General features: G+C 42.6%; 2 tRNA genes and 2 rRNA genes (1 of these 4 cut by a window edge). All 4 read left to right on the plus strand.

Annotated features, from left to right (window positions below):
- Positions 1–142: 142 nt before the first annotated feature.
- Positions 143–1664 (plus strand): 16S ribosomal RNA (locus Q0829_RS27430).
- A gap of 163 nt (positions 1665–1827) precedes the next feature.
- Positions 1828–1901 (plus strand) — tRNA-Ile (locus Q0829_RS27435).
- 204 nt (positions 1902–2105) lie between these two features.
- A tRNA-Ala gene (locus Q0829_RS27440) sits at positions 2106–2179 on the plus strand.
- 246 nt (positions 2180–2425) lie between these two features.
- Positions 2426–2500 (plus strand): 23S ribosomal RNA (locus tag Q0829_RS27445) (it continues 2752 nt past the right edge of the window).
- Together the 16S and 23S rRNA genes with 2 tRNA genes alongside form the textbook arrangement of a ribosomal RNA operon.

The raw sequence follows: 2500 nt of genomic DNA on the forward strand, positions 1-2500 counted from the left end.
AGTTCATTGATATATTGATTGACAGCGCGTATTGCAATTGTATTAATACGATTGTTTTACAGATAAGAATTAAGACTAGAAATATTTTTGAGATTACGATTTAAAATTCCTGTTGTTATTGTTAAATAATATTTAAGAATACACGATGAAGAGTTTGATCCTGGCTCAGGATGAACGCTAGCGGCAGGCTTAACACATGCAAGTCGAGGGGTAACATTGTAGCTTGCTACAGATGACGACCGGCGCACGGGTGCGTAACGCGTATAGAACCTACCTTATAGTAAGGGATAGCCCAGAGAAATTTGGATTAATACCTTATAGTATGATAAGATGGCATCATTTAATCATTAAAGATTTATTGCTATAAGATGGCTATGCGTTCTATTAGTTAGTTGGTAAGGTAACGGCTTACCAAGACATCGATAGATAGGGGCCCTGAGAGGGGGATCCCCCACACTGGTACTGAGACACGGACCAGACTCCTACGGGAGGCAGCAGTGAGGAATATTGGACAATGGAGGCAACTCTGATCCAGCCATGCCGCGTGTAGGAAGACTGCCCTATGGGTTGTAAACTACTTTTATAGAGGAAGAAACAGTTTCACGTGTGGAACTCTGACGGTACTCTACGAATAAGGATCGGCTAACTCCGTGCCAGCAGCCGCGGTAATACGGAGGATCCAAGCGTTATCCGGAATCATTGGGTTTAAAGGGTCCGTAGGCGGGTCTGTAAGTCAGTGGTGAAAGTTTTCGGCTCAACCGGAAAATTGCCATTGATACTGCAGGTCTTGAATCATTATGAAGTGGTTAGAATAAGTAGTGTAGCGGTGAAATGCATAGATATTACTTAGAATACCGATTGCGAAGGCAGATCACTAATAATGTATTGACGCTAAGGGACGAAAGCGTGGGTAGCGAACAGGATTAGATACCCTGGTAGTCCACGCCGTAAACGATGGTTACTAGCTGTTCGGACTTCGGTCTGAGTGGCTAAGCGAAAGTGATAAGTAACCCACCTGGGGAGTACGTTCGCAAGAATGAAACTCAAAGGAATTGACGGGGGCCCGCACAAGCGGTGGAGCATGTGGTTTAATTCGATGATACGCGAGGAACCTTACCAGGGCTTAAATGTAGTATGACAGGTTTAGAGATAGACTTTTCTTCGGACATATTACAAGGTGCTGCATGGTTGTCGTCAGCTCGTGCCGTGAGGTGTCAGGTTAAGTCCTATAACGAGCGCAACCCCTGTTGTTAGTTGCCATCGAGTAATGTCGGGAACTCTAGCAAGACTGCCGGTGCAAACCGCGAGGAAGGTGGGGATGACGTCAAATCATCACGGCCCTTACGTCCTGGGCCACACACGTGCTACAATGGTAGGTACAGAGAGCAGCCACTTGGTGACAAGGAGCGAATCTATAAAACCTATCACAGTTCGGATCGGAGTCTGCAACTCGACTCCGTGAAGCTGGAATCGCTAGTAATCGGATATCAGCCATGATCCGGTGAATACGTTCCCGGGCCTTGTACACACCGCCCGTCAAGCCATGGAAGCTGGGGGTACCTGAAGTCCGTCACCGTAAGGAGCGGCCTAGGGTAAAACTGGTAACTGGGGCTAAGTCGTAACAAGGTAGCCGTACCGGAAGGTGCGGCTGGAACACCTCCTTTCTAGAGAAAGACGATACACAGGAATTGTGATTTTGGGATATTTTTAGTCTTATGCTGTTAATTAATTAATATATAGTTGTTAGTTTTTGGTTGTTATTTGTTAGTATTTTTTTTGAATATTTATAACGATCAACAAAAAACCATCAACCATCAACTATGAAGAAGTCTCATAGCTCAGCTGGTTAGAGCGCTACACTGATAATGTAGAGGTCGGCAGTTCGAGTCTGCCTGAGACTACAAGTCGAAAGACAGAAGAAGAAGTTTATGCGCCTATGGCGTAAGTCTGCCTGAGACTACGATTTTTAATTACGAATTCAGAATGATGAATTACGAATTAATTACAAGTTCATTGATTATATTATTGAAAAGGAAATTCTAGAAGATAGAGTTTAAGTCACATTATTCGTAATTCTAAATTCGTAATTCTGAATTTCAAATAATGGGGGATTAGCTCAGCTGGCTAGAGCGCCTGCCTTGCACGCAGGAGGTCATCGGTTCGACTCCGATATTCTCCACAATTCTTTAGGTATAGGGATTGATAGTTTATAAATCACAGGATTCACATAGTGAAAAAGTATTTATGTTCATCATTTTTATATTGTTATTAAGAAAAACGTTCATTGACATATTGATTTAAAGAATACGAGCATTAATTGTTCTAGTAATAGGATGATTAATGATTAAAAATTAAAAGAGTGTTTTGTTATCTTTTATCGGAGATAACAAGACGAATAAACTAAAAGAGCAAGTTAAAGCAAGACGCATAAGCTAATTAAGGGCGTATGGGGAATGCCTAGGCTCTCAGAGGCGATGAAGGACGTGATAAGCTGCGAAAA

The sequence above is a fragment of the uncultured Aquimarina sp. genome, from assembly GCF_947492405.1.
Lineage (GTDB): Bacteria > Bacteroidota > Bacteroidia > Flavobacteriales > Flavobacteriaceae > Aquimarina.